We start from the raw sequence: 25,549 nt of genomic DNA on the forward strand, positions 1-25,549 counted from the left end.
ATGTTGAAGTCAAGGCTACAGGTGCAGTATTGAATCCAAGTTACTATTATTATTATCAAGCTCTAGGACATATTGATACGGTATCTCGACGACTAGCTTCAGGGTTTTTTAGAGGTGCTGCAAGAGTTTTATTCATTACCACCTCAGATACCTCAGTTGGTACTACGGACACCTTAAGAGAAGCAAATAACAGAGGTGTTGGGATTTGGAAGGCAATTGTTTGCCGAACAACACCGAATAGTAACTCTTTTCAAGTGGGTTCTGCTATTCCGCTCAATCCAGGAATCTACAGCCAAACACCTGTTCCTGGTTCACCTGGTTTAGTTACCGGACTTAGTCAACCAGGATCTACTCCTTCAGGGTATGAGGACGCAGATGGAGGGTACTAATGAGCAAGAAAATTTCATCACTCGGCCTTTCAGCTAAACAAGTTCAAGAGTTAATTCAATCATCGGATTGGTCTATTAACAATGATCTAACAACAAGACTGCCAGCAGATATTTATATAAATGCTGTTTATAGCCATCCAGATGGGCGAACTCTTACTGTACTCAAGGATGGCGCAGGTCGATTATACAACTTTCATGAAGATTGGTTATCGCACCTTGCATCACTAGAGCATTTACAACATTCAAGAACCAGTACATATTCTTCAAGAGCGTTTGCCTCAGGGACAAGATTTCGCCAGGATTGCTCCTAGTCTAGTCGAGCAACTAGCTAGAGAACTTCACATACCCGTAGAGCGATTAAATAGAAGTAGGGCGAGTTTAGAATTGGTTGATCAAGCGATTCACCAGAAAGAGCGATATGAGTGCTTATTACCTGAAGTTTTTACTCCTTTAGTTGCTTACCTTGGTGAAGTAGTTAAAAGTAGGACTGATTTAGACTGGGAAATGCGCTTAGCTAGCAACGGAACCACTTGGGAACCTTGGCTTGTAAGTTCAAATCGAAGTTTTCCCATTGCTTCTATAGTTTATGACGAATTATCTGAAGAACCAGATTATTCTGTGTCTGCAATTGCAGATGTTTGTTTCTAATTATCGAAAGAATTAAGTTAATACTCAGGTAACTGAATAGTTTTTGGAGCTACCGAGTTAGCTATCGTTGCTGCATAACAACCCCAATGCACCCGACCACTGAGAGGCTATTTGTGAGCGTTTGAGATTATCTGTGGCGGGTGATTGGGAACGTTAGGCGGCTCAATTCTGGGTGAGGTGGTTGCTTGAAGATTATGTGTTGGAGCTAATTAATCAGCAGAACCTATGATCTATCAAATTTATCACCCTGAATCACCCCTTTCGCGGTTCATAGAATTTTTCTGGATGAGGGAAGGCGATAATTTTTCGGCAGTGCAGACCCGGTTGCTGCCAATGGGGACAATGGAATAAGTGATCAATTTGGATGAGGATAGGATTCCACAATTTGACCATCACAATCGAATGCAGTGTGGTAGTACCAATGGCACAATGATTTGTGGTACACATTCTGAAAATTTCATTATTCGCGATGCCAACAAAATATCTGTAATGGGTGTGCATTTCAAGCCGGGTGGTGCTGCATTCCTTGAGCTACCTGCTAGAGAACTTTATAACGAAAGGATTTCTCTGGATGAGTTATGGAAAACTCATGCCACAGAGTTGCGAGATCGCTTAGTGCAAGAATCTACTCCAGAAGCCCGCTTTTGGGTGTTGGAACAATTTTTGACGCAGATGTTGCGACCGACTAACTACCATCCTGCTGTCAATTTTGCATTGCAGCAATTTCAGCAATCTACGAATTCAACCATTCGTTCAATCACTGAACAAACCGGGTTCAGTGCTCGCCATTTCAACCAACTATTTCGAGATCAAGTTGGCATTACACCTAAGCTGTTTTGTCGCATTCAGCGATTTCAGAAAGTTTTGGAGATGCTCTCAGCCAAAGCCCCTGTTGATTGGCTAGATATTGCTTTTACCTGTGGCTATTTTGACCAAGCACACTTAATTCATGACTTTCGAGCATTTGCGGATTGTACGCCAACCGAATATCTAGATCAACGGGGCTTTCACCGCTGTCATGTCGTCCTGGCTGATTAAGGTCAATTCTTTACAATCCGTTTGAGGCGAGATTGATTCATAATCAAAAGCTGTCCTGTCATAGAACTTCTTGAAGAAGTATCTAGACAAAAAACAAAGACTCCTATTTTTATGACTCTCGAAGAGCTACAATCCAAGCTAGAAGACATTAATCACCTAGTTGTAACCTTTCAAACCTCAGTTGCATTGGAAAAATACTATGCCGAAGATATTGTGATGATTGAAGGTGATGGCACAGTCACTACAGGAAAAGAAGCCTGTCGCCAAGGGAGAGCCGTTTTTTTTAACGAGATGCTAGTTGAGTTTAGAGAGTCTAGGTTGATCAGTCAAGATATTGCAGTCTCAGCCGATCGCACCTATGACTTCGTTGTAGTCTCCCATTGGTACAATGATTTCACGATCAGATATGGCGATCAAACCATTGACAACAAAAGCAATCAACTTTCGATTGGCTACTGGAAAGATGGTTTAGTTGTCAAGGAGAGTTATAACTATCCAGTAATTTCAATGACCTAGCGATCACCGCATAACAATCCCGTTGCACGCCTACCGTATAAAGTTGGTTGGTAAGTCCGAAAGGTTGCCAGCGGCGGGTGAACGGGGTCGTTAGGCGGCTTAAGCTGTTGATCAGATCGTGAGGCACTCCTAGCTTCTGTATCAAGAAGTTTGCTAGTGGAGTCATCGGCGATCGCCAAACAGATTATCTAAAATTTGATTCAGTAGCATTAACTGCGGTGTCGCATCAGTAACGTCTCGATTAAGGATTGTGCTGTTTTCAATCGGTTAGGATCATTCGACTGGGCAACCCAAGCCGCTAAATCATTGAGCGAACCATTGACGAGGTGAGCAAAACCCTCTGCATCAATTGTATTTAGCTCACCCTCAGTGACAGCGATCTGAATGGACTCATAGAGCAAAGCAAAGCCATACTGATCTATTTCAGCCAAGTCATCGGCTGCCAAAACGGCTGGAGCTTCAATGAAAACCAAACGCCGGAGTTCGTCCTGATGCGCAACTTCTAGAAATGCCTGACAGCCGACGATTAGCTGCTGCCAATTGTTATCTATAGGCTGAATTTTAGCTTGGATGTAATCTGTGATTTCGCGATAGGCTTCAACGATGACCGCCTTGAACACCCCCAGCTTATCTTTGAATTGGTGATACAAGGCTCCCCGTGTAATGCCTAATTCGCTAATGATTTCTTCTGTTCCCGTAGCGGCATACCCCTTTGTGGCAAATAAGTGACGCGCTCGGTCAAGAATGGCACGTCGAGTCCGTCGAGTTTGTTCTGCTTTGGTCAACTTGGCAGGCATAGTGAATGACTTAATTTCACATTCAGACAGTATGTATCTTGACAAAGGGGCGCTCCCTCCACTATTTTGAGATACATACAGATTGTATCTTTATGTGATGGATTCCCTCAAAGGAGTTTTCATGTTAGCCACTCTCAGCACTCGCAAAGCAACGACTGCCGATATTCCATTCCTCGCCAGAATTGAGTATGAAGCATCTTTGCCGCCATTGAATCACTGCTTTTGGGAAGACATGCTGGAAGGGACTGGAACGACTGCTTTGCAGTTTATTGAGGCAGAACTGAGAACAGATGCTTCTAATTGGGGCAACGTGGCGGATTTCCTGATTCTGGAGGCTGGCTGAGGGTAAGCCGGTTGCAGCCGCAGCAGGCTATGTGCCCGATCCAGAAGACTACTGCCCGTTGCGTCTGTCTCGTTTAGAGGCGATCGCCCACGCGTTGAAGTGGTCTAGGGAAAACTTAACCGTCTTTCGCGATCGCTATCTGGCGCTTTGGGGAGGGGATTTACGACCATTTTTCCTCACACCCCAGGCTACTTGGATCATTGAAAATGTTGCCGTGTTGCCAGAAGCGCGGGGGCGGGGCTTTGGCAAAGCGTTGCTCAGAGCCTTGCTAGAGGAGGGGCGATCCCAGCAGCATGACTTTGCCGGAATTATGGTCATCAACGGTAATGATGTGGCTCGACATACCTACGAGTCCATTGGATTTAAGCCCTATCAAACCTTTCACGCTGATTACTTCTGGGAACAGGTTCAATATCGAGTTTCCAGGAGTGACGAAATTTGGTCTGCGTCTCAATTAAATGGAAGAATAATCATGTCTTTTAAAACGATTCTTGTCGCTGGTGCGAGTCGCGGCATTGGACTTGCGGTTGCAGACCATTTGATAGATCAGTGCGATCGCCTATTAACGGTGTCTCGGACAGTGGCTTCAGTCGGTGAATGGGTGCAGGCAGATTTGTCCGACTTGGCAGGGATAGAAACAGTGGCAAGGGCGGTTGGAAATGATTGCTTAGATGCTTTGCTCTACATGGGGGGAACTTGGGAAGCCTATGCGTTTACCAGCCAGTACACCTTTGAAGCGTGTTCTGATGAGGACATTGTTCGCGTGATTGCCGTCAATCTGGTTGCTCCAATTCGATTGGTGAAAGCGTTACTGCCTGCCCTGCGACGATCAGAGAATCCGAAAATCATTTTCATGGGGGCGCTCTCAGGTCGAGATAATTTCCCAGGGAGAGAAGTTGCCAATACTGCATCCAAGTTTGGGTTGCGGGGAGTGGTGCATGCCTTACGGGAAGAATTACGATCGCAGCAGATCGGTGTAACTGTGATTAACCCTGGCAATGTTGGCACACCTGAGGTTTTAGAAGAGCTTGCAGCAGCCAATCTGACGGGCGGTGAAGCAATTCCTCTCAGCGATATTCTTACTATCCTTGACTGTATTCTTTCCTTGTCACGCGCTACTTGTATTAAAGAGATCGATCTCCCTGCAATGTTAGGTGAAGGAGCTTAATGAAGCTTCATGTTAGAGTTTGATACAATTTGCTTAGGATTTAGCCTTATGCGAGGCATTGGGATATGCGCTCAATTGAGCAACTGACTGAGGAAATATTGGCTTTGCCTAGCGAGTTAAGAGCACTCTTGGCAGACAAGTTGGTGGAAAGCTTGGAGTTCGATACAGATCCAGCAATTCAGGCAGTTTGGATAACTGAAGCCAAGCGCCGAAGAGATGAGATGCGAAATGGTTCTATTCAATCAATTTCAGGCGAAGATGCCTTAGCTCAGGTCAGACGGCTGATTGAGCCATGAGGTATGTATTTCATCCTGAAGCACTGAACGAGTATGCCGAAGCAGTTCAACACTATACAAAACAGAGGACAGAGGTTGCTCAGGCGTTTATAAATGCCATTGAAGATACAGTCTACCGAATCCGGGAATCCCCAACTCGCTACGCTGTGATTGATGAGGATGTGCGACGGTGCATGGCGCGTAAGTTTCCCTATGGTGTTCTCTACACAATTGAGCAAGACTACATCCTGATTTTGGCGGTCATGCATTGTAGTCGTGAGCCTGGATACTGGAAAAGCCGCAAGTAGCTGGAACTGCCAGCCGCCTAACACTGCGTTGGTGCGGACGGTACAAAGGTTATCTGTGGGAGTTCGAGGTTATCTGCGTTTAAAGCTATGATACTGACTCATGGACAGGAGGTCGTATGATACAGGAAGCTACGTTCTTCTCGCCAGCCATCATTGAAAATCTTGGATACTATGTTTATCTGCTGATTCATCCCGATATAGATAAATACAGATAAGGTTTTCTATGTTGGAAAAGGTACGGGCAATCGCGTATTTGCTCATATTGAGGAAGCACTCAAGACTAACAAAACATCCGATAAACTCGATACTATTCGAGATATTCTTCAACAAGGAAAAACTGTTAAATATAGCATTCATCGGCATGGCTTAACAGAAGGGGAAGCGTTTGAGGTTGAAGCTGCGCTCATTGATTTTATTGGTCTACCGGAAATCGCCAATATCATAAACGGAACTGATGTTGATCGAGGATCGATGCTTGTCGCTGATCTCTATGAGCGATACGATGCCCCAACGGTTTATATAAAGGAACCATCTGCCCTCATTATCATCAATCGTACCTATCGACGTAGCATGCCAGATAAACAGCTTTACGAAGTAACCAGAGGTAATTGGATCGTCAGCAGTTACCGATGTAAGCGAGCAAAATATGCGCTTGCTGTATCGAATGGTATCGTAAGACAGGTGTACGAAATACACCGCTGGTTTCAAACAGACGAACGTATCAGAGATACAAATCGATTCCGATGGCGCTTTGACGGCATAGTTGCGGAAAACCTTCAGCATTACGTCGGCGGGAACGTTGCTCACTACATCAAGCCTGGGTCACAGAATCCGGTGAGGTACATCAACTGCTAAATGCCGCACAACAAGGCGCTGCAGCGGACGCTCCTACGCCGGGCAAAGTTTGGTCTGCATAGGGCTGCTATGAGTCGTGTCATGAGTCATCTGCTTGGCTCTGGCGCGCCGCTGAGCTTAGACGTGATGCTTCTTAGGCTACTGGCTAAAGCAGTTCTTAAAGTCCCCTGATGAGTAGCATTCAGCGTGACTGAGCAGCAAGATACAATGTAAGATCTGCTCTACATCTTCAGTGACTTTGGCTGCAAGTCCTAATCGTGCTGTGGTGTAAATGGCAATCATTATACAGCAATAAATGGAAGGCTTAAACCTCGTTGATACATCCTGATAAAAAACTGGAGAATAGACGGGTTAGTATAAACAACTGATGTGCCAAGTACCTGGGCGAACAGATCCGCAACTTGATAGTAATCTAGTGCCTTATCTCCAGTTAGCGCATGTGCTTGGTTTTCATGACCATATTCAGTTAATGCTTTTACCACGACAGCAACAATATCGCGCACGTCTATAACGACATACTCGACTTGAGGAGTTAACGCATTATCGATATTTTGTAAGTTCCGTACCGCAGCTTTGATGTAGTACCCTTCATCGTAAAATAAGCGTACAACTTCACGACCGACGTTTCCCGTTGCGCCTGTGACTAAAATTGAACGATTCATTGTTGTTTGTACCAGTGGTGTAGATTTCTCATACTACGCACTGCTATCAATAGCAACATCAGGGCGATTAAGCCGCCAAGTTGAGGTGCATTCACTGCTAAGAAGACTAAGAAAATACACAAAGCATCTTGCAAAAAAGCAACCCATAAAGGAAAACCGCGTAAGCGATAAAACCAACCAGCTTGTACAAGTTGTAGAACCAAGGCGAGTAAGGCGCCCACAACACCAAGCAACCAACTAGGAAGTGTCGTGCCAACTGTTACACTCACAGCTAAAACTGCACCAGCAACCGGACTCAATACGAGTTGAACTAATTGTAAAAGCCGCTGACTTAACCGTCGCTTACTTCCAACGAGTTCGATTAGGGAACCACTAATTAATAAACTTGCGATCGCAACTGAAGGAATATAAGCGAGAATTGCCAAGCCCAAAGAAAAATCATCATGCAAGATACCTACAATAAATAAGGGTACGGCAATACGCATACTAGCTGCCGCTGCCGCAGATAGTGCGGCTAAAAGTTCGAGCATGAGGATAAACGCAGGTAGTAATTGGTCACTGATAACTGGTAATTGGTCGTCAAATAGCGATGTAGCTAAATGCTGATTGCCAAGTGCTAAAGGCTTTTCTATTACCCATTACCTATGACCTATGATCGTGCCCGCTGACTTAAATATCAAGTCGTTGATAAATTTGCTCTAGGTGTTTCAAATGTTGCTGAGGATCGAAACATTTTTCGATTTCTTCTGGCGATAGCAATTGAGTTACCCGTGTATCGTTAGCGATTAAATGATGAAAGTCGCCTTGCGGTTGATTCCAAGCTTGATGTGCGCATGATTGCACAATAGCATAAGCCTCTTCACGACTCATTCCTTTGTCTACGAGTGCGAGTAAAACCTTTTGGCTAAAAATGACTCCGCCATAACAATTCATATTCCGCTCCATATTTTGCGGATAGACGAGCAGATTTTGCACTAAATCAGTAATTTCTGTCAGCATAAAATGCGTCAAAATGCAAGCATCTGGTAAGATTACTCGTTCTACAGAGCTGTGCGAAATATCGCGTTCGTGCCATAATGCAACATTCTCAAGTGCTGCGACAGCATGAGAGCGGATGATGCGTGCCATTCCGGTTAAACGCTCAGAACGAATCGGATTGCGCTTATGGGGCATTGCTGATGAGCCTTTTTGCCCTTTGGCAAAGAATTCTTCGACTTCTAAAACGTCTGTGCGTTGGAGATTGCGAATTTCTACGGCAAAGCGTTCGATGGACGCAGCTAGTAGGGCTAATTGTTGGACATAATCAGCATGAATATCGCGAGAAATCACTTGTGTGGATGCAGTGTCGGGTTTTAAGCCGAGTTTTGCACACGCGATCGCTTCTACTTGTGGGTCAATATTAGCGTATGTACCGACTGCACCTGAAATTTTCCCTACAGCAATATCTTGGCGTAACCGCGTCAGCCGTTGTTGATGGCGGATAACTTCGGCAAGCCAGCCTGCGAGTTTAAAGCCAAAAGTTATCGGTTCAGCGTGAATTCCATGCGATCGCCCCACCATAATGGTATAGCGGTGTTTTCGCGCTTGAGTACGAATCGCGCCGATTAAATCTTGCACGCGCTGCAAAATGACATCAAGACTCGCCACAAGTTGTAATGCTAAAGCTGTATCTAAAACATCCGAACTCGTTAATCCTAGGTGAATGTAGCGCCCTGCATCACCTACATATTCGTTGACATTTGTCAAGAAAGCAATCACGTCGTGGCGAACTTCTGCTTCAATTTCCAAAACGCGCTTTGGGTCAAATTTTGCCTTGGCTTTAATTTCTGCTACTGCATCGTTTGGAATATAACCCAGTTCGGCTTGTGCTTCACAAACCGCAAGCTCTACCTGCAACCAAGTCTTAAACTTATATGTTTCTGTCCACAATTCGCCCATTTCGGGCAGAGTATAACGCTCGATCACGCGTCCGCCACAATGAATACAACCGTCATATTTTATCGTTTAAATCGCAAAGCTTGTCAGTGAATCTTGATTTAGTCATCAGCATCCATCCGCTTCAGGCAATTTGGTGGCGATATATCAGCTTGAGAAGAAAAAGGCTGACATTTGCAATAATTAACGATATTTTCAACTGCAATTGCTCAGGAAAGTCAGAAGTTGAGTAGAATTTGCTTTTCGTTCACCTGAACTTACCTATTGCAGCATGCTGATAGAAAATCAAATCCTTTGCTAATAGCTCAAGTCGGATAAATCAAACTTACTTGACAAGAACTCTTTTTAGTCTATTTTTAGCAGATTTAAGATACAAGCTAATAAAATTAATTTCAAAATAAATTAAGGATAAGTACAAGCTCTGCTTTGGATATGTTTTCTTATTTTATAGGTTAAGTCAAATTTTGATGAACTCATCAAAGAAAATTAATATACATTTTCAATTAGTTGAAAGAATAATAGTTATACGAAATTATATTCATGCTCTAGAAAATAGATTCGATTTCTATTAAAAAAAATACTACTGTTTAAGAAACGGATTGAGACAGGATAGCTACTTGCGTAGCAGCTCAGCAAACTGTAGAGATATATAAACTAGGTACTGCGTGATATTATTTATTCTTAGTAGTATATCGTTCTTCATCGAATTGATTCGTATTTATGCATTAGATAAAGGCGAAAGAAACACAAATAACCACCAAATCATGCATAAACCACTCTTCTGGATAGGAGCAAGAATTCTATGAATACATTTTTTCTAATCTGCCGAAGTTAAATGATTTAGCGACTAAACTGCAAAACAAGTCAAATGTAAAAAGAAAATAGATTAGGAAACTTGATAAAATAACCAATATCTTTAAAGAACAATGGAAGACATTTCTAAGTAAGTTCTGCTTCAGTAAAAATTTGTTGTGGTGTTAGCAATAACCCTGGTAGTAAGGGAGCGACAATTAGCTCGTTGTTAGTATACTGTTGTCTCAAATTGCCAGGAGAAAAAACTATAATACTTTGCGTTTCAGGCTCGACAATCCACACTTGGGAAACTCCAGCATTCATGTAGTCTTTTGCTTTTGTTTCTAACTCCTGAACACTCTGATTAGGAGAGAGAATTTCAATAACAAGTTCAGGAGGAACTGGACAAGCTTCGTTGCGTCTCCAACTGGCAGGTAAGCGTTCGTAGGAAATATAAGCTACATCAGGAACAGGAACCCAATCTTTACCTTGTCGTTGTAGAACAATTGCCCATTCGGAACCAACTCTACCTTTACCCTTACACCAATTCCGTAACAGGATAATTAACGCGGTTTGGAGAGCCGAATGAAAGTATTTTGGCGACACTTTTGGGACTGCTTGACCATTTACCAACTCATAGATTACATCTCCTTCAGGTAGAGAGAAAAATTCTGCTAACGTAAGTGAATTTGTTTGGGTCATACGTGACCTCGATGCTTCGCTATATACGTTTAGCATACAAAAAAGCCTCCCGTGAAGGAGGCGGTGTTTTCGCAGTGGAAACTTTCAAACGATTAGCAATTTAGCCAATCAAACCTCGAATTCCGACAACAGCGATCGCACCAGCAATCGCAGACGCAGCTAACGATGTTGCAGCAGCACTAAATAACCACCAAGCAGCACTTGCAGCAGCTTTCTTTGTGGCTTCGGCTTGCTTTTGAGCTTGCTGTTTTACTAAAGCTAAACGACGTTGAACTTCTTCTTGAACCGCTTGCGCTCTTCGAAGTACGCTATTGCGGGCTTCTTCAACTTGATCGATAATGCGATTGGCATCGGCTTCTGAGATATCCTCGCGGGAACTCAAGACAGCAACTAATGTTTCGCGGTCAAATTGACTTAAGCGGTTCTGTAGTGCTTCAAATCCTGCTTGTGGATCGTCAAACACTTTTTGGAAGTCGGCTTTGATACCTTCGTAGTTAAGCTCAGGACGTTCTAGCGAATTGAGATAATCCCGAATTTTACCGAATGCTCCATCAATCGTAGATTGCACCGTTTGTTGGACTTTTTGCACTTGCTCAACAAGTTGATTGCGGACAGATTCTATTTGATCTACAATTTGGTTTGCTTCTTCTTCGGAAATGTCTTCGCGTTGAGCTAATAAAGCAACGAGCGTTTCTCGGTCAAATTGCTGCAAGCGATCGCCAATATTGCCTAAACCGGCACGCGGATCGTTGAGCAATACCTGTAAATCGCGTTTAATGCCTTCGGGATTGAGTTCTTCTTTGTTGGTATTTTTGAGGTAGCTTTCTATACTCGCTCCAAAATCTTGCGCTTGCTTTTGCGCGCGGCTTGCTAAACGACGCGGTGCTTTGACAATGTTGCGGATACCTTCTTGTACTCTGTCAATTGCTTGATTAATTTGTTCTTCGCTCAAGTCTTCGCGTTGACTTAGCAATTTCACTAAGGTTTCGCGATCAAATTGCGAGAGGCGATCGCGTAATGCTAAAGCACCTTCTCGCGGATCGTCAAGTAATTTTGTCAAATCGCGCTGAATACCTTCAGGGTCAAGTTCTTCTAAATTGGTATTGCGTAGATATTCAGCAAGTTTTGCGGTTGTTTGCTCGTACTGTTCTTTGGCTTTCTCTGCGGCTTTTTGCGGTGCTTGTAGAATGCTCTTGCGTACCGATTCAATTTGATCAATTGTTTGATTAATTTGCTCTTCGCTTAAGTCACCGCGCTGCGACAGCAATTGTACGAGTGTATCGCGGTCAAACTGCGATAACCTCGCTCTTAATGCACTTAATCCGGCTTGCGGATCTTCTACAAGTTTTTGAAAATCCCGTTTGATTCCTTCTGGATTTAATTCTTCCTTGTTAGTATTGCGTAGGTAATCTTCAACTTTTTGCCGTACTTCATCAGCTTTGGCTTGCGCTTGTTCTTGTGCTTCTTTGGCGCTATTGAGAACTGCGTCGCGGGTGCTTTCGAGTTGACCTACGATATTATTTGCTTCTTCCTCGCTAATATCGTCGCGTTGTTTGAGCAGTTGTACTAAAGTATCGCGGTCAAATTGCTTGAGGCGATCGCTCAAAGCTTCAAATCCAGCTTCAGGATCTTCTAACAAGGTTTTGAACTCTTTCTCAATTCCTTCCGGATTGAGTTCTTCTTTACCTGTGGAACGTAAGTAATTCTCTACGCGCGATCGCAGATCTTGCGATTGTTCTTGTGACTCAGATTGTTGGACTGTATTGAGTACTTCTTGACGAATACTTTCTAGCTGTTCAGCAATATCATTAATTTGAGATTCGAGCAAATCTCCACGTTGTTGCAGCTTTTGTACGACATAATCGCGATTAATTTGTTCTAACTCGCGGCGTACTTTTCCTGGTGCAGCTTCTGGGTCGTAAATAACATCTTTGAATTCTTGTTTAATTGTTTCGCGATTTAAATGCCATGCATAAGAATTCAGCAAGTAGTTATCTAAATCGCTACGAATTGGACTGAAGGCTTGAGGCGCTTTGTCTGCAACGTCACTGCCAGCTTCTTTTGCTTTGTCTGCAACATCACTGCCAGCTTCTTTTGCTTTGTCTGCAACGTCACTGCCAGCTTCTTTTGCTTTGTCTGCAACGTCACTGCCAGCTTCTTTTGCTTTGTCTATTGTTTGACCAATTACTTTCTGCAACTGTGCTGAAATGTTCTCGACATCGACATCTGATAAATCCGCTCTATCAACTAACTTGCTAATCAGAGTTTGCACCCCCGATTGCAGAACTTGACTCACTCCCCCACCTTGCTTACCTTGCGCCGAACTAACGAGTTGTTGCAGTGTACTTGCTAAATCACTGGATTTTAGCTGTTCTGCAGTAGAGTTCTGTACTAAATCGAGTAATTGATTTTGCAGATTTTGATTGCCTTTTTGCTGACCGACAGTATTCTTCCAAACATTTTCTAGTTGATCGGCGATCGCGTTGATATCTTTTTTCGATAAATCCGTGCGACTACTTACTAAATCTACAAAGGTTTGGCGGTCAATATTCTTGAGTAAATCGCTATCTGCAATCGATTGTAAATCTGAATCTTTCAAAATCTTCTGAAACTGATTGCCAATTTCTTTGACGTCTAACTGCGGTAATTGCAAATTTGACAGCGAACTTTGCAACGTTTTTTGAATTGCGCTAGGGTCAAATCCCGAAGTTAATTCTCGACGAACTGCGGCTGTGATTTCTTCAGCAGTCGATACAGCTTGATTTTTCGCTGCATTGGCACCAATTGCAGTAGCTGCAGTTCCCATGATTCCTTGCAATCCAGAAGTTGCCGTGCTTACGACTGAACCGATTAAAGAACCAACAGCTGTAGAACCAAGCCAAACGAGTAGTGAAAAGAAGGTTGCCCAGATGACAACGCCAATAATTGCACCGAGTGCAGAACTTTCAACTAAGCTCAACTTAACTGCCAGAAAACAAGCTACAAACAAGGCAACAGTAACTGTAACTAAAGTCCAAAGTCCTACTGCACCTCCTATTTTGCGCATCCCACCTAAGTCTGATTCGTCTGAATCTGTACCTCCTCCTAACGAAGAAATTCCAAACGCTACAGAAAAGTTTGTAAGTAGTAGCTGAAATGCAAATGCCATAACGACACCTGCTACCAATGCAACTAAGAATTGCGGACCAGAAAACATGACAGATGCTTCTTCTGGAGTCAAAATCTCCTCTGTTACTATTGGTATCTGTGCTAGTCCTAATTGAGTTATTTCCCTTGCGATTCCAAGCGCTGCACTTTGAAGCATATTGTTTACCTCATCAAAAAATCGACGCACCCAACGTACAGATATAGCGTCGCTAGCATATTAGTAGTATGCAGATTTATAGATTGCCAAAATTCAATAATTAAATCATCTCTCTCAAGTTTGACAATATAAAAGTTGTATCTACAAACTTAGATAGAATTAGAAATGATCGGAAGTATTAATAAATTGTTTAATCTAGAAACTCTGGTCAAAAATTCTCAAAGATTCGATAAGAAATACAGCTTAATATTCAAAACCTTTAATAATAACTAACTGTTAGTAATAGTTTAGCTCTTGCTCAACTGTTTCTTTATTAATTTAAGTATTTAGAGATTTTTGTTAATTCACTAATAATATAACTACAGTTTTAAATTTTAATTAATTTTAAGTTAAGTTAAGATATGTTGTGGCGAAGGTCATTATAGTTAAGTAGTACAAAAGTTCGATTCTGTTACGACGTGATTAGCCATAAGCGAATAGCGACTTAAACTAGACGCTTATGGTTCTAACTTAGTTAGCAGTTTTTACCTATTCACTAGCCTTGGCGAGCACCTAAAAGGTATCGTGGCTGGCGATCGCATTCTTAATTTTATCCAAGACATCATCCACCGGCATCACTCCTAACTCACCCGCAGCCCGCGTGCGAATACTCAAGCTATTTGCTTCAACTTCCTTCGCACCGACAACCGCCATAACAGGAATTTTTTCTTTTTCAGCATTGCGAATCAGTTTCCCAAGGCGTTCATTACTTTTATCGGCTTCCGCGCGAATACCCGCAGCGCGCATTTTCGCTGCGACAGCAATCGCGAAGTCGCGTTGTGCTTCGCCAACTGGTAATAACCGCACTTGCACTGGTGCTAACCACAGTGGAAAATCTCCTGCGTACTCTTCAATCAAAATTCCGATTAATCGTTCCAACGAACCGAAAGGCGCGCGATGGATCATCACTGGGCGCTTGCGCGTACCATCTTCAGCGACGTACTCTAAATCAAAGCGTTCGGGCAAGTTGTAATCAACTTGTACTGTACCAAGTTGCCATTCACGTTCTAGCGCGTCTTTGACAATAAAATCAAGCTTAGGACCATAAAATGCAGCTTCTCCCACGCCTTCAAAATGATCCATTCCTAAGGTTTCTACCGCGCGGCGAATTGCATTTTCAGCTTTGTTCCACGCATCATCAGAACCAATGTATTTATCTGAATTTGGATCGCGAAAACTCAGTCGGGCTTTAAAGTTTTGGTCGAGTCGTAAGCTCTTAATTACCGATAAAATGAGATCGACCACATTGAGAAATTCGCTATCTAACTGTTCTGGCGTGACAAACAAGTGCGCGTCATCTTGCGTAAAACCGCGTACCCGCGTTAGCCCGCCGAGTTCACCTGATTGTTCGTAGCGATACACTGTACCAAATTCTGCTAGACGCATAGGTAGTTCGCGGTACGAACGTAACTCGCTTTTATATATTTGGATGTGGAAGGGACAGTTCATGGCTTTTAACACAAAGCCTTCTTCTTCCTTCTCACCCATCATCGGAAACAGATCGTCTTTGTATTTTTGCCAGTGACCTGATATTTTAAACAGTTCTACCCGCCCAATGTGTGGCGTGACAACAGGTTGATAGCCTCGGTTGATTTGTTCTTGTTTGAGAAAGTCTTCTAAAACACTGCGTAGAATTGTTCCCTTAGGCGTCCACAATGGTAAACCAGGACCAACTTCATCGCTAAAAACGAAGAGTCCCAATTCTTTCCCTAACTTACGATGATCGCGTCGTAGTGCTTCTTCCTTACGGCGTTTGTACTCAGCAAGTTGTTCTGGAGTTTCCCACGCTGTAGCATAAATCCGTTGTAACTGTGCTTTGGTTTCGTCGCCGCGCCAGTATGCTCCAGCAACGCTTTCTAGTTCAATTGCTTTGGGGTTGAGTTCGCTCGTATTTTCAACGTGGGGACCTGCGCACAAATCCCACCACTCGTCTCCTAGGTGATATATCGTAATTGGTTCTTGCTTGATATCTGCAAGAATTTCTAATTTATACGGTTCGTTAATTGCTTTAATTCTACGTTCAGCTTCTTCGCGGCTGACTTCTTCGCGAATGACAGGCAATTTGCGATTGATGATTTTTACCATCTCTTTTTGGATGGCTTTTAAGTCTTTTTCGGTAAATGGTTCTGGATTGTCAAAGTCATAATAAAATCCATTTTCGATCCAAGGACCGATCGTCACTTGCGCCTTAGGAAACAACTTCTGTACTGCCATCGCCATGACGTGAGACGCAGTATGGCGGATTTTTTTTAAAGTCTCCGATTCACTCGTACGCGGCAATTGTACCTGAGGTTGCTGCTGTGCGGGAGATTGAGGGGCAGATATTTGTTGAACCATTGGCGGTAACTAACTTAAGCGATCGCAATTATCACTGCTTCTATCTTATCGGTACTTCTTTGCATCTCGCAGCAATTTGGGAATTAAGGTTTCGCCAACTGGGGGTTGTTGGGTAGATCGGCTAGAGAGAACAGTAGCATTTTCGTCTTTCCCGCTAGCCACTAGCCACTTTCTCTTCCAAATTACATCTGTTGGCGTAATGTGAACAATTGTAAATAAAGTTAAGATTAAGAAATAGGAGAGTAATTTAAGGTTTGCTTTATGCTTAACTCCAATCTACCGGAGCCTGAATTGCTCAAAACGATATTGCAACCCCTACTTGAGGATTTTCAGTATTGGTTTGAGCGATCGCGTCACCTTCTAGAAACCGAAAAAATTAGTTTTTTGGATAAGCAGCAACAGTCTGACTTGCTTGAGCGCGTTAAGCAAGCACAGCAGGAGGTAAACTCAGCTCAAATGTTGTTTCAAGTAACAGGGGGACAAGTTGGTATAGATATGGCAGCAATTATGCCTTGGCATCATTTGTTAACAGAATGCTGGAAAGTCGGGATGCGGTTCCGCTCGATGCAATCGCCTCAAAGTGAAGGAATATAATAATAAGCCTGAGAATTTCTGCGATACTCATTTTAAATAACGGTTGATCGGCTAGAATTTTTCCCTGCACAATCAACCTTTTAGACAATCAAACCAAGATAAATTTGCTGGCTGCCTTGGAGAATAATGCAATGTTACACCTGCTTTACATTTTAGCTTTTACAATTCTTGCCTTAATTGCTGTCAGTAATTTAATTCGCAATCTACTGATGTTCAGTCGGGAACGCGACAAAGCTTATCCGGTGCGATCGCCGCAAAACAGTCAAGGTAGTTATTCGGCTTGCGCCGGATCGTCTCATTCCGTACCACATCCAGAATTATTAGACACTTCAGGAAATATTATCAAAGACCCGCTTTTAGTTATTCGTTCGATTAGCGTTGAAGATGCACGCCAACAACTTGATGCACTCTACGAGTCCTCCCCTGGCTACAAAGGAGAAAATCAAGAAGAAGCATAATCCAAGCCATCTTTACCTAAATTGCGACAAGAATTATCCTGAAATAGTCCACTTAGGTAGTGGACTTTGTTTATTTAGCTGCAAAGAAAGTCGCTAGGCTCTCGAATAGTAACGTAATAGTGTTAAACCAATAAACTTCAGTGTTCCAATTTCCAGAAAAATTTCTTTGGGGTGTCGCAACTGCTGCTTACCAAATCGAAGGCGCGTGGAATGAGGATGGTAAAGGACAAAGTATCTGGGATACTTTCACGCACCGCCCTCATACCATACACAACAACGAAAACGGCGATATTGCCTGTAACCACTATCATCAAATGCCTGAAGATGTCAGGTTGATGCAAGAATTGGGAATACAGACGTATCGCTTTTCAATTTCTTGGTCGCGCGTATTACCGCAAGGTACGGGTGATATTAACCATAAGGGACTTGATTTTTACGACCAGCTTGTCGATAAATTACTGGCAGCAGAAATCATCCCAAATGCCACATTATTTCATTGGGATTTACCGCAAGCGCTGCAAGAGCGAGGTGGTTGGAATAATCGCGACAGTGTTGAGTGGTTTGCTGAGTACGCGCAGGTGATATTTGCGCGCTTGGGCGATCGCGTGCCATTATGGTCTACGCATAACGAACCTTGGTCGCACGCATTTCAAGGACATAGCTTCGCAAATCACGCACCAGGAATTGCCAGTGCAGCGGTTGCTTACCAAACGGTGCATCACCTATTGTTATCGCATGGCAAAGTGGTACAAATCTTTCGCCAAGGAGGCTATAAAGGAGAAATTGGGATTGTTTTAAGTTTTCGCCATTACTTAAGCGCCAGCGACAGTGAAAGCGATCGCGCAGCATGTCAACGCGCCTATGACGATAAAGTATCAATGTTTTTACAACCGCTGTTTCGCGGACACTATCCAGAACAACTCATCGATTGGTTAGGTACGCAAGCACCACAAATCCAAGACGGCGATCTGGAATTAATTCAACAGCCAATTGATTATTTAGGTGTCAATTACTACTACACCCTATCAATCTCTTTTGCGTCGAATGGCGGCTTACTCAAGCTGAAACCAGCACCTTTTTCGGCACCAGGCTGGGGTCATACCGAAATGGGTTGGGGCATCAATCCCGAAGGATTAAAAGCGGTTTTGCTTGATATAAAAGAAAACTACGGCAATCCTAAGATGTATATTACGGAAAATGGTTGTGCGCTGCAAGACCAACCTGATACTACAGGGTTTGTTGCTGATTGGGGACGCATTAATTATTTAAGAGATCACTTACGTGCCATCCACGAAGCTATTCAATCAGGTGCGAATATTCAAGGTTATTATTTATGGAGTTTTCTAGATAACTTTGAGTGGTCAAATGGCTATCGACCGCGCTTCGGCATTGTACGTGTCGATTTTGATACGTGCAAGCGAACTCCTAAGCAAAGTGCTTACTGGTACAAAGCAACAATTGCTCGCAATGGTATCGAGTCGTGATTTAAGAATAATTTAGATAACTTTGAATAATTTCGACTGCCTGTTTAACTCCATCTTCAGCACGAATGCGATCGCCTAGAATCTGCGCGCGAGCGAGTAATGTTTGATTGCTGGTAACGTCTTGAATTGCAGCAATTAACTTATCTTGTGTTAGTTCTTGCTGTCGGATCGGCGATGTTCCCACACCTAAATCTGCAACGCGCTGTCCCCAAAATGGTTGATCGACACCAAAAGGAATCACAACTGAAGGAACGCCTGCACGTAAAGCCGCGGCTGTTGTTCCCGCACCACCATGATGAACAATAGCACGACACAACGGAAACAACCAATCATGAGGAACGCTGCTAGTCATCAAAAATACATTATCCGGTAAGTCCACATTTTGTAAACTGCCCCAATTCGAAAACAAGATACCGCGCTGTTTTGTTTGCACCAAACTATCTAGCACTAAATTTATCACCATTTCTGGATTGCGTTCGCTCATGCTACCGAAACCAATGTAAATTGGCGGTATTCCTGAATTAATAAAATCAACTAAATCGTCTGGTGGCTTCCATTCTGGCAAGTGTTCCAAAAACCAATAGCCAGTGACATAAGCCCAGTTTGACCAATCTTTTGGTTTGGGAATAACAGTTGGGCTAAAACAATGAAGAACAGGTATTTGCTGCTGTTGTAATCGAGAGTAAAGACCCGTGAAAGGTACAGGTGATAAGCCTAAATCCTGTCGCCAGCGATTGATTTTTTGTCGCACCGATTGCCAACGCAATTGTTCGTGAATGACGTATGTTAACCAGTTGTAAGTGCCACCAAGGTTAATAGAACTTGTATAAAGCGGGTGGGGAAATGCCCGCGTGCGAGTTAAAGGATTTGTAAACGCAGCAAAGCACGGTATTTTTAATTTTTCAGCAATGTGATAGCCAGGTAAGGCAACTTGAGAATAAATAATTGCTTCAGTGCCTTGACAGCAGTTCCAGCAATCTTCTAGCAATTGTTCTAGGTTATCGCAAAAGATTCGCCAGTAATCAACATTTGTTGACAAAGCTTGGATGTAATCTTGAGGATTAGCACCAACAGCAGCGAATTCTATCCCATAACTGCGGACGAATTCTGCAAATCGAGCATAAGACGCAAGTTGCACTTGATGACCAGCAGCTTGTAAACCTAGCCCTAATGCTATGTAGGGCTGCACATCACCTCGACTACCAATCGCTAAGATCGTAATTTGCATGGGGTTTTCGGTCATCTTGGATAAAAAATAGGCAGATTAATTCTTGATGAAAAGAATTGATGCGCAAATCTAACGCGAGATAGAGGAAAACTTGTTAATCTTCGTGTTTCCTCAATGATTAGGGTTGGCTTTAAGACTTGTATGAAACATTTACAATTTTCTCAATTTATCTTGAACTTATATTTTTTGCTAAATGGTTAGATATACAGAGCAATTGACAAGATTTGTCGCCTATCTAAAGGAGGAAGCGTTATTACGGCTCTTTCGCTAAACATAAATAATTGTAAAAAAATTCTCATGATCCACCCACACCACTAGGAGAAATAATGCAGAGAATTCGGGTTGCTAATGCCCCTTGTTCTTGGGGTGATTTGGGAGTACAAGGGCTTGAGGGTGAAAGTATTGGTTATCAGCAAATGCTGGATGAGCTAGTAGAAACTGGTTACATTGGCACTGACTTGGGCGACTGGGGATATATGCCTACAGATCCAGAACGGTTAACAGCTGAACTTGAGCGTCGCAATCTGACAATCGTTAGTGGCTATGTGCCTGTATCGCTTAAAAATCCAGAATCGCACCAGCAAGCTGAATCGCAAGCGCTCAAAATTGCCCGACTGCTATCAGCAGTGGCACAGACGAGCAACAGTCAAACCATACGTCCTTTCATGGTCGTGATGGATGAAATTGGTGCTGTTCCTGTACGCACGCAGAACGCAGGAAGAATTGAACCTAACATGGAGTTGAGTGAAGAGGAGTGGCGTACTTGCATTGAGGGTGCCCAACGGATCGCACGTACAATTCGCGATGAGACAGGAATGCGAACGACATTCCACCATCATTGTGCTTCTTATTTGGAAACTCCGAAAGAAATTAGTCACTTTTTAGAGCAAACTGACCCAGACTTAATTGGGTTAACTTTAGATACAGGGCACTATGCTTACGGCGCAGCAACAAATGATAAACGGTGCGTGTTAGAAGCTTTTGAGCGTTTTGGCGATCGCATCTGGCACGTCCATTTTAAAGACTGTGACTTGAAAATAGCGCAAGCAGCCCGCGATCGAGGTTGGGATTATTTCGAGGCAGTGCGTCGCGGGTTATTCTGCGAGCTTGGTAAAGGCGGAGTTGATTTTCCCGCGGTTGTTTCTTGGTTGCGCGAACACGACTACGACGGTTGGATTGTTGTCGAACAAGATGTGCTTCCTGGAATGGGTACTCCTAAAGAAAGTGCTCAACGCAACCGAGAGTATTTAAAGAAATTAGGATTGTAAAAAAGTTAGCACCACGCGAAGTGATGCTAAGCCTAATACTTTTTGAGATATAGATAGCATCTCCCCTTTGGAGGGATCTATTGCCGAGAACTTTTATTTGAATCACCGTGTTGTTGCCGCAAGTTGAGCAAAGAAACTGCTACATGATTTTGCGAATTATTGATGGAATTATCGGGAATTTTCTTTTTGAGTCTGCGGACAAATTCGCGAATAACATCTGATTGAGTTCGTTCCACTTGCATGCAATACTGCCTAAGTATTTCTAATTCTTCATCGGAAAGCCTAACAAACAGTCCTTTTTTCATGATCTTGTGTTATCAAAATGATATACATTTATATTGGGTTGCTATTAGTACGGTCTCCACCAACGAAAACTCAGCTAACAATATTTGCCAGCTGCGTTGATGTGTTCTATCGCTAGTATAAATAGTGACTGACATGGTAGGGGCTGAACTATTAGCAAAACATAATGTGCTTTTTGTGTATATGCCTCTGTATTAATTCGCAGGTTGCAGTCAAATTCATGACAATAATCAAAATTGTTGAGATGAAGACACTATCTGAACAATAACGAAAAGTTATCCCCTGAGTATATTGCAATCTTGATTTGAATTTCTGTACGGAACCCAACCGAGACAAAATTCAGTACAAGAATCAATTTTCTCAAAGATCGAGCCATTGGCAGCGATAAGTGTATAACTTGGGATTTCACTATTTGCAAGTGCGATCGCAGTAATTGAAGTCCTTCTACACATACCAAGCCTTTGCTTTCCCCGTTCGGCAAAGCTGTTGCCTAAGCTTAAGCGGTCAAGTGCTTTGCGGTATTTGCGCAGGAGTCAATACGGTTAGGACATGGTAGAGAAACCCAGAATTATTATTCTAATCTCGCTCTCTGACCCATAACCCCTGCTATGTACCGCAGCACGACAACCAAATTGCCAGCAGAGGTTTTATTTCCGAATCACACAACTTGTTGAGTCAAGAGGATTGAAGAGGGTTATGAGTGCCAAGTGGTCAGTCAAGACACAATTACCAGTTCATTACACTGTATTTGAGAGTTTCGACCTGTTCAATCCTGAAAACAACGCACTGTTGTTCGACGGGCAGAATTCAAGCCTACAGTCTTTGCGTCGGGTCGTTGTTGTAGATGACTATGTCGAACGGCTTCATGGAGAACGCATTCACCAGTATTTTCAATATCACGAAATTGAATATCGTCTTTTATCACTTTCTGTATCTGAAGACAATAAGTCGATGGATACAGTTTTTCAAGTTGTTGAAGAACTAAATGCGTTTGAAGTTTCGCGGCGTTCAGAACCTGTCATTGCGATCGGCGGTGGCGTTTTAATGGATATTGTTGGCTTAGCGGCAAACCTTTTCCGACGGGGTATTCCCTACATTCGGGTTCCGACAACATTGTTAGGCGTTGTCGATGCAGCGATTGGTGCCAAAACAGCGGTAAATTTCCAAGGTCATAAAAACCGGATCGGTACATTTTATCCGCCACTCGCCGCTATCCTGGATACAACGCTGTTACAAACATTAAGCGACAGACAAATTAGTAACGGTATTGCAGAGATTCTCAAAATTGCACTTGTTAAAGATGCAGAATTATTTGAGCTATTAGAAAAACATGGCGCAGCCATGCTGAGCAGCAAGTGCCAAAATCCCGAAGCCGTACCTATTATTCGGCGATCGGTGCAAGGAATGTTAGAAGATCTAGAGTCAAATCTTTGGGAGGAAAAACTCGAAAGACTTGTAGACTACGGTCATACCTTCTGTCCAACGCTAGAGCTAAAAGCAGTCCCAAAACTTTTACACGGGGAAGCTGTTGCAGTGGATATGGCAATTTCTGTAATGCTTGCCTATCAAAGAAGTCTAGTAACTTATCAAGAAGTCGAGCGCGTTTATAACTTTATGCGCAGCGTGCGGTTGCCGTTACTGCATCCGATTTGTACGCCTGAACTGCTATACGCAGCATTGCAAAGTACTACAAAACACCGTAACGGATTGCAGCGCTTTCCGTTAACCGTAGGAATTGGTGCAGCACAATTTTTCCACGATATTACTTACGAGGAAATTAAAACAGCCGTAAAAGCGATCGCGCAATTAGAACCGGACGCAGCGAGGCAAACTTCACCGGACACTTTGCTCAACGGAGGAGACCCCTGCACGCAAGTGTCCTCTTTGTAACTCGGATCAACTTTATCGCTTTTATTGCCAAAAACATGACTACAGTCAACGAGACGATCGAATACAACGAGCAACTGAGCCAATATATTCGCAACTTGTTTGTTGTTGAAGATGAAACCTTACAACAAATTCGCGATCGCCCACCCAAAGAGGGCTTACCTCCCCACGATATCAATCCAGAGGAAGGGCGCTTTCTGCAACTACTCGTCCGTGCCAGCAATGCCAAATCCGCAGTCGAATTTGGTACACTCGTCGGCTATAGCAGCATTTGGATCGCCCGCGGCTTAGCACCAGGAGGTAAACTATTTACCTTCGAAAAAGAACCGATGTGCGTAGATATTGCGAAAGAGAATTTTGCCAAAGCTAATGTGGCGCACCAAATAGAAATTCTTTGTGGCGACGCGCACGCATTAGTTGATTCTATTGCTAGTCAAGGACCTTTTGATTTCGTATTCATCGATGCGGAAAAAACGGGCTACATTGATTACTTTGATTGGGCGTTAGAAAATACTCGTTCTGGTGGGTTGATCGTTGCTCATAACGTATTCCTCCACCGCACTATCTTGGATGCGGATACAACCGATGAAGGAGTCAAAGCGATGCAAATGTTCCACAAACACGTTGCTACTTCTAACCGTGTCATGAGTACCGTATTTCCGGCTGGAGATGGAACGCTTGTTGCGGTAACTGCCTAAATTCGTTTTCTAAGGCGCGTAATCATGAAATCACGACAAACTCCCCGCGAGCGAACTTTTGCTTTGCTCAAAAGCCTTGGAACTCTGAGTTTACTTTTATTGGCTTTTCCCTTTTCTTTGAGCGCTGTTGTTGGCGCGCTGCTATGGAGTTCGCTCGCCAGCTTATTTCAAAAGCGCCGCGTGCAGGCGGAACCCAAACGGATTTTACTGACTGGTGCCAAGATGACAAAGTGCTTAACATTGGCGCGATCGTTTCACGCGGCTGGGCATCAGGTTGTCATGGTAGAGACCCACAAGTACTGGTTGTCGGGCAATCGGTTTTCTAACTGCGTAGAAGCATTCTACACCGTGCCTGCACCACAACACGACGCTGAAGGCTACATTCAAGGGCTGTTGAACATTGTCAAGCAAGAAAAAATTGATATGTTCATTCCCGTATCTAGCCCAGTTGCTAGCTACTACGACTCCTTGGCAAAACCCGCACTATCGCCTTATTGTGAGGTATTTGCTTTTGACGCTGAAACGACCAAGTTGCTAGACAACAAGTTTACTTTCAACCAAAAAGCGCATTCTGTCGGGTTGTCTGCACCGAAAACCTTCTTGATTACAAATCCAGAACAAGTCCTTAACTTCGACTTCGCCGCTGACGGTAGCCAGTATATTCTCAAAAGTATTGCTTACGACTCAATTAACCGCTTAGCATTGCTCAAGTTGCCTTGCGCGCCCCAAAAAATGGCAGAGTACGTTCGCAGTTTGCCAATCAGCGAGGAAAATCCCTGGATTATGCAGGAATTTCTCAAAGGGCAAGAGTACTGTACTCATGCTGTCGTTCGAGATGGAAAGTTACTGCTTTACGCATGTTCCAAATCTTGCGACTTTTTAGTCAACTACGAACACGACTACAATCCAGCGATTCTCGATTGGGTGACGCGCTTTGTTAAAGAACTTAACCTGACAGGGCAAATTTGCTTGGACTTCATTCAAGCAGAAGATGGCACGGTGTATCCAATTGAGTGCAATCCGCGAACGAGTACTTGTATTACGATGTTCCATGACCAGCCGAAGGTAGTAGCGGATGCTTACCTCAGCAGTGGTGCGCAAGCATCAAAAGAACCTGTGCAGCCATTACCTGATAGTAAACCAACTTATTGGACATTTCACGAGCTTTGGCGATTACTGACAAAAGTCAAATCTTGGAAAGATCTACAGTATCGGCTCGGTATTATTTTCAATGGCGTAGATCCAGTTTTTCATCCCCGCGATCCTCTGCCATTTCTGGGAGTCAATCACTGGCAAATTCCTTTACTCATTCTCAACAATGTACGTCAACTAAAAGGTTGGGAACGCATCGACTTTAACATTGGCAAGCTGGTGCAGTTGGGAGGCGATTGATTCATCAAGAAAAAACTAGCAGCTTGTTGAGTAGATATCTTAGCTACCTTTCAAGTATCGAACCTACGCAAGAACCTTCTATTACCTTTGTGTTCTTTGTGGTTCTTTCATAATTTTGCCTAAATCCTG

Annotated in this window: 27 protein-coding genes and 1 pseudogene; 19 read left to right on the plus strand and 9 right to left on the minus strand. The window is 43.3% G+C overall.

Annotated features, from left to right (window positions below; all coding sequences use genetic code 11):
* Positions 1–29 precede the first annotated feature (29 nt).
* The 5 genes from B1A85_RS06285 to B1A85_RS06300 all read left to right on the plus strand — a co-directional run bounded on the left by B1A85_RS06285 (position 30) and on the right by B1A85_RS06300 (position 2,591).
* Positions 30–389, plus strand: a complete 360-nt coding sequence (locus B1A85_RS06285) for a hypothetical protein (protein ID WP_104546014.1) — start codon at positions 30–32, stop codon at positions 387–389.
* Positions 389–700, plus strand: a complete 312-nt coding sequence (locus B1A85_RS23545) for a hypothetical protein (RefSeq protein ID WP_146087141.1) — start codon at positions 389–391, stop codon at positions 698–700. The genes B1A85_RS06285 and B1A85_RS23545 overlap by 1 nt, the downstream gene beginning before the upstream one ends.
* A gap of 73 nt (positions 701–773) precedes the next feature.
* Positions 774–1,037, plus strand: coding sequence for a hypothetical protein (locus B1A85_RS06290; RefSeq protein ID WP_146087142.1), 264 nt, complete (start codon positions 774–776; stop codon positions 1,035–1,037).
* Between the two features lie 360 nt (positions 1,038–1,397).
* Positions 1,398–2,075 carry a helix-turn-helix domain-containing protein gene (locus B1A85_RS06295; RefSeq protein WP_210404201.1) on the plus strand — a complete coding sequence of 226 codons (678 nt, stop codon included), beginning with the start codon at positions 1,398–1,400 and terminating at the stop codon, positions 2,073–2,075.
* Positions 2,076–2,186: 111 nt separating this feature from the next.
* Positions 2,187–2,591, plus strand: coding sequence for a nuclear transport factor 2 family protein (locus B1A85_RS06300; RefSeq protein ID WP_104546016.1), 405 nt, complete (start codon positions 2,187–2,189; stop codon positions 2,589–2,591).
* Between the two features lie 209 nt (positions 2,592–2,800).
* On the opposite strand, the gene B1A85_RS06305 is transcribed toward B1A85_RS06300, so the two are convergent.
* Entirely contained in the window at positions 2,801–3,388 is a 588-nt protein-coding gene (locus B1A85_RS06305; protein ID WP_104546017.1) for a TetR/AcrR family transcriptional regulator, read from the minus strand.
* A 121-nt stretch (positions 3,389–3,509) separates the two neighbouring features.
* Between B1A85_RS06305 and B1A85_RS24355 the strand changes: the two genes are divergently transcribed.
* From B1A85_RS24355 to B1A85_RS25990, 7 genes and pseudogenes are all read left to right on the plus strand, one after another.
* A complete protein-coding gene (locus tag B1A85_RS24355) occupies positions 3,510–3,731 on the plus strand; it encodes a hypothetical protein (protein ID WP_210404202.1) in 222 nt (73 codons plus the stop codon).
* A gap of 214 nt (positions 3,732–3,945) precedes the next feature.
* Positions 3,946–4,044, plus strand: a pseudogene (locus tag B1A85_RS25975) (GNAT family N-acetyltransferase); the annotation flags it as partial.
* Between the two features lie 159 nt (positions 4,045–4,203).
* On the plus strand, positions 4,204–4,899 hold the full coding sequence (locus B1A85_RS25980) for an SDR family oxidoreductase (protein WP_104546018.1): 696 nt from the start codon (positions 4,204–4,206) through the stop codon (positions 4,897–4,899).
* Positions 4,900–4,964: 65 nt separating this feature from the next.
* Positions 4,965–5,195, plus strand: a complete 231-nt coding sequence (locus B1A85_RS06320; RefSeq protein ID WP_104546019.1) for an addiction module protein — start codon at positions 4,965–4,967, stop codon at positions 5,193–5,195.
* Positions 5,192–5,482, plus strand: a complete 291-nt coding sequence (locus B1A85_RS25985; RefSeq protein WP_104546020.1) for a type II toxin-antitoxin system RelE/ParE family toxin — start codon at positions 5,192–5,194, stop codon at positions 5,480–5,482. Before B1A85_RS06320 ends, B1A85_RS25985 begins: the two co-directional genes overlap by 4 nt.
* Positions 5,451–5,573 carry a hypothetical protein gene (locus tag B1A85_RS25520; protein WP_256387429.1) on the plus strand — a complete coding sequence of 41 codons (123 nt, stop codon included), beginning with the start codon at positions 5,451–5,453 and terminating at the stop codon, positions 5,571–5,573. Before B1A85_RS25985 ends, B1A85_RS25520 begins: the two co-directional genes overlap by 32 nt.
* Before the next feature lie 170 nt (positions 5,574–5,743).
* A complete protein-coding gene (locus B1A85_RS25990) occupies positions 5,744–6,337 on the plus strand; it encodes a hypothetical protein (RefSeq protein ID WP_371681636.1) in 594 nt (197 codons plus the stop codon).
* A gap of 281 nt (positions 6,338–6,618) precedes the next feature.
* Here B1A85_RS25990 and B1A85_RS06335 read toward each other — a convergent pair whose 3' ends face one another.
* The 6 genes from B1A85_RS06335 to thrS form a co-directional block, all read right to left on the minus strand.
* On the minus strand, positions 6,619–6,999 hold the full coding sequence (locus B1A85_RS06335; RefSeq protein ID WP_210404204.1) for an NmrA family NAD(P)-binding protein: 381 nt from the start codon (positions 6,997–6,999) through the stop codon (positions 6,619–6,621).
* Positions 6,996–7,529: a DUF4126 domain-containing protein gene (locus B1A85_RS06340; protein WP_104546021.1), complete on the minus strand. Its 534-nt coding sequence runs from the start codon at positions 7,527–7,529 to the stop codon at positions 6,996–6,998. The genes B1A85_RS06335 and B1A85_RS06340 overlap by 4 nt, the downstream gene beginning before the upstream one ends.
* A gap of 139 nt (positions 7,530–7,668) precedes the next feature.
* Positions 7,669–8,964 (minus strand): adenylosuccinate lyase, encoded by a 1,296-nt coding sequence (gene purB / locus B1A85_RS06345; RefSeq protein ID WP_104546022.1) that lies wholly within the window; start codon positions 8,962–8,964, stop codon positions 7,669–7,671.
* Between the two features lie 909 nt (positions 8,965–9,873).
* A complete protein-coding gene (locus tag B1A85_RS06350) occupies positions 9,874–10,428 on the minus strand; it encodes a Uma2 family endonuclease (RefSeq protein WP_104546023.1) in 555 nt (184 codons plus the stop codon).
* A gap of 100 nt (positions 10,429–10,528) precedes the next feature.
* Entirely contained in the window at positions 10,529–13,732 is a 3,204-nt protein-coding gene (locus B1A85_RS06355; protein WP_104546024.1) for a hypothetical protein, read from the minus strand.
* A gap of 552 nt (positions 13,733–14,284) precedes the next feature.
* Complete coding sequence (thrS, locus tag B1A85_RS06360) at positions 14,285–16,108, minus strand: threonine--tRNA ligase (RefSeq protein WP_104546025.1); 1,824 nt, start codon at positions 16,106–16,108, stop codon at positions 14,285–14,287.
* A 261-nt stretch (positions 16,109–16,369) separates the two neighbouring features.
* Here thrS and B1A85_RS06365 point away from each other — a divergent pair, with 261 nt between their 5' ends.
* The 3 genes from B1A85_RS06365 to B1A85_RS06375 all read left to right on the plus strand — a co-directional run bounded on the left by B1A85_RS06365 (position 16,370) and on the right by B1A85_RS06375 (position 18,644).
* Positions 16,370–16,702 (plus strand): DUF2605 domain-containing protein, encoded by a 333-nt coding sequence (locus B1A85_RS06365; protein WP_104546026.1) that lies wholly within the window; start codon positions 16,370–16,372, stop codon positions 16,700–16,702.
* A gap of 131 nt (positions 16,703–16,833) precedes the next feature.
* Complete coding sequence (locus B1A85_RS06370; protein ID WP_104546027.1) at positions 16,834–17,160, plus strand: DUF2973 domain-containing protein; 327 nt, start codon at positions 16,834–16,836, stop codon at positions 17,158–17,160.
* A gap of 140 nt (positions 17,161–17,300) precedes the next feature.
* Positions 17,301–18,644, plus strand: a complete 1,344-nt coding sequence (locus B1A85_RS06375) for a GH1 family beta-glucosidase (RefSeq protein WP_104546028.1) — start codon at positions 17,301–17,303, stop codon at positions 18,642–18,644.
* 1 nt (position 18,645) lies between these two features.
* Here the strand turns inward: B1A85_RS06375 and B1A85_RS06380 are convergent, their stop codons facing one another.
* Positions 18,646–19,887: a glycosyltransferase gene (locus B1A85_RS06380; RefSeq protein WP_104546029.1), complete on the minus strand. Its 1,242-nt coding sequence runs from the start codon at positions 19,885–19,887 to the stop codon at positions 18,646–18,648.
* Between the two features lie 311 nt (positions 19,888–20,198).
* Between B1A85_RS06380 and B1A85_RS06385 the strand changes: the two genes are divergently transcribed.
* Positions 20,199–21,140 carry a TIM barrel protein gene (locus tag B1A85_RS06385; protein ID WP_104546030.1) on the plus strand — a complete coding sequence of 314 codons (942 nt, stop codon included), beginning with the start codon at positions 20,199–20,201 and terminating at the stop codon, positions 21,138–21,140.
* A 77-nt stretch (positions 21,141–21,217) separates the two neighbouring features.
* Here B1A85_RS06385 and B1A85_RS24365 read toward each other — a convergent pair whose 3' ends face one another.
* Positions 21,218–21,382 (minus strand): hypothetical protein, encoded by a 165-nt coding sequence (locus B1A85_RS24365; protein ID WP_210404205.1) that lies wholly within the window; start codon positions 21,380–21,382, stop codon positions 21,218–21,220.
* Positions 21,383–22,139: 757 nt separating this feature from the next.
* Between B1A85_RS24365 and B1A85_RS06395 the strand changes: the two genes are divergently transcribed.
* From B1A85_RS06395 to B1A85_RS06405, 3 genes are read left to right on the plus strand one after another with little or no spacing between them, the layout of a single operon-like run.
* Entirely contained in the window at positions 22,140–23,333 is a 1,194-nt protein-coding gene (locus B1A85_RS06395) for a sedoheptulose 7-phosphate cyclase (RefSeq protein ID WP_104546031.1), read from the plus strand.
* 35 nt (positions 23,334–23,368) lie between these two features.
* The gene (locus B1A85_RS06400) at positions 23,369–24,028 is read left to right on the plus strand and encodes an O-methyltransferase (protein ID WP_104546032.1); all 660 of its coding nucleotides are present in this window, start codon (positions 23,369–23,371) and stop codon (positions 24,026–24,028) included.
* Positions 24,029–24,052: 24 nt separating this feature from the next.
* Positions 24,053–25,420 (plus strand): ATP-grasp domain-containing protein, encoded by a 1,368-nt coding sequence (locus B1A85_RS06405; RefSeq protein WP_104546033.1) that lies wholly within the window; start codon positions 24,053–24,055, stop codon positions 25,418–25,420.
* The last annotated feature ends 129 nt before the right edge of the window (positions 25,421–25,549 follow it).

Origin of the sequence: Chroococcidiopsis sp. TS-821 (genome assembly GCF_002939305.1) — a bacterium.
Classification (GTDB): Bacteria; Cyanobacteriota; Cyanobacteriia; order Cyanobacteriales; family Chroococcidiopsidaceae; genus Chroogloeocystis.